General features: G+C 70.8%; 3 protein-coding genes. 2 read left to right on the top strand and 1 reads right to left on the bottom strand.

Annotated features, from left to right (window positions below; translation table 11 throughout):
• Positions 1-20 precede the first annotated feature (20 nt).
• Positions 21-1,031, top strand: coding sequence for an aldo/keto reductase (locus I73_RS08645; protein WP_234409452.1), 1,011 nt, complete (start codon positions 21-23; stop codon positions 1,029-1,031).
• 16 nt (positions 1,032-1,047) lie between these two features.
• Complete coding sequence (locus I73_RS08640; protein WP_022980241.1) at positions 1,048-1,536, top strand: aminoacyl-tRNA deacylase; 489 nt, start codon at positions 1,048-1,050, stop codon at positions 1,534-1,536.
• Here the strand turns inward: I73_RS08640 and I73_RS33140 are convergent.
• The coding region (locus tag I73_RS33140; protein ID WP_040500009.1) for a hypothetical protein at positions 1,493-1,786 on the bottom strand (294 nt) is incomplete at its 5' end. The two genes, I73_RS08640 and I73_RS33140, sit on opposite strands and share 44 nt — an antisense overlap.

The raw sequence follows: 1,786 nt of genomic DNA, 5'->3' as shown, positions 1-1,786 counted from the left end.
CTCTCCGTCGCCCCGTCTGCCTGGGCACCATGACCTTTGGTGAGCAGGTGGGTCAGGACGAGGCCCACGCCATCCTGGACCGCGCCCTGGCCGCGGGCGTGAACTTCATCGACACCGCCGAGATGTACGCGGTGCCGGCCCGGGCCGAGACCTACGGCGCCACCGAGGCCATCATTGGTGAGTGGTTCGCCCGTCGCCCCGGGGCCCGCCAGCGGGTGGTGCTGGCCACCAAGGTGGCCGGCCCCAGCCGCAACATGGCCTGGATCCGCGACGGCGCCCGCGACCTGAAACCCGAGCACATCGTGGCCGCCTGCGAAGCCAGCCTGAAGCGCCTGCAGACAGACGTCATCGACCTCTACCAGATCCACTGGCCCAACCGCAATGCGCCGGCCTTCGGCGCGCTGTACTTCGACCCCGCCAAGGAGACCGAGAACAGCACCATCGAGGCCCAGCTGCGGGCCATGGAGACCCTGGTGCGCGATGGCAAGGTGCGCCATGTGGGCCTGTCCAACGAGACACCCTGGGGCGTGATGGCCTTTCTGCGCGAGGCCGAGCGCCACGGCCTGCCGCGCGTGGAAACGGTGCAGAACCCCTACGCCCTGACCAGCCGCGCGGTGGACAACGGCCTGGACGAGGTGCTGTGGCGCGAGCAGGTGAGCCTGCTGGCCTATTCGCCGCTGGCCTTCGGCGCGCTGACCGGCAAGTACGACGGCCCCGGCCTGGATGCCGACCAGCCGGCGCTGGGCCGCCTGGCGCGCTTCGAATCGATGCGCCTGCAGCGCTGGGCCCGTGGCGAGGCGGTCAGCGTGGCCGCCAAGTACAACGCGCTGGCCCGCGCGCATGGCCTGACCCCCACCCAGCTGGCGCTGGCCTTCTGCTACCGCAACTGGCGGGTGGCCTCCACCATCATCGGCGTGACCAGCGTGGCCCAGCTGGACGAGTGCCTGGCCGCCTGGCCGGTCACCCTGTCCGCCGAGCTGAACCAGGCCATCGACGCACTGCGTTGGCAGCACCGCGACCCGGCGCAGTGAGCGGGGAGGGCAGTTCATGGCCAAGAAGGACAAGCACGTCAGCGAGACGCCCGCCACCCAGTGGCTCAAGCAGCATGGGCTGGCCTACACCGAGCATGTCTACGAGTACGTGGACCATGGCGGCACCGGTGAATCGGCCCGCCAGCTCGGCTGGCCCGAGCACGCGGTGGTCAAGACCCTGGTGATGCAGGACGACAAGGCCGAGCCGCTGATCATCCTGATGCACGGCGACAAGCAGGTCAGCACCAAGAACCTGGCGCGCGCCATCGGCGTGAAGAGCGTGGAGCCCTGCAAGCCCGAGGTGGCCCAGCGCCACAGCGGCTACCTGGTGGGCGGCACCTCGCCGTTTGGCACCCGCAAGGCCATGCGGGTGTTCGTCGAGGAGACGGTGCTGGCGCTGGAGCGAATCCTGATCAACGGCGGCCGCCGTGGTTATCTGGTGGAGATCGCCCCGGCGGTGCTCACCGGCCCCCTGGGCGCGCAGCCGGTGCACTGCGCAATCTGAGCACCCTCAGGCCACGGGCAGCAGGCCCAGGGCCAGCCGCACCAGGGCGTCCTCGAAGGCCGGCCGGGGCGAAGCGGCGGTGCACGTCCTGCACGTCCCGGTGCAGCAGCACCGTGCGGATCACATCACCCATCACCTTGTGGCGCCCGCCGAAGGCGCGCAGCCACACCGTCAGCACGGCCCGCACCGCGGTTTCGCGCGGCGCGCGAGCCTGGGCCTGGGTCACCGCTTCCAGCGTGTGCAGCCCGCG

Source organism: Ideonella sp. B508-1, assembly GCF_000333615.1.
In the GTDB taxonomy this organism is placed as follows: Bacteria; Pseudomonadota; Gammaproteobacteria; order Burkholderiales; family Burkholderiaceae_C; genus Ideonella.
Note: the sequence above shows the minus strand (reverse complement) of the source record. Positions and strands in the feature narration are given on the sequence as shown.

Bases quoted from the DNA above. Each gene is read 5' to 3' on its own strand.
- I73_RS08640 (WP_022980241.1), top strand. From the start codon at position 1,048: ATGGCCAAGAAGGACAAGCACGTCAGCGAGACGCCCGCCACCCAGTGG.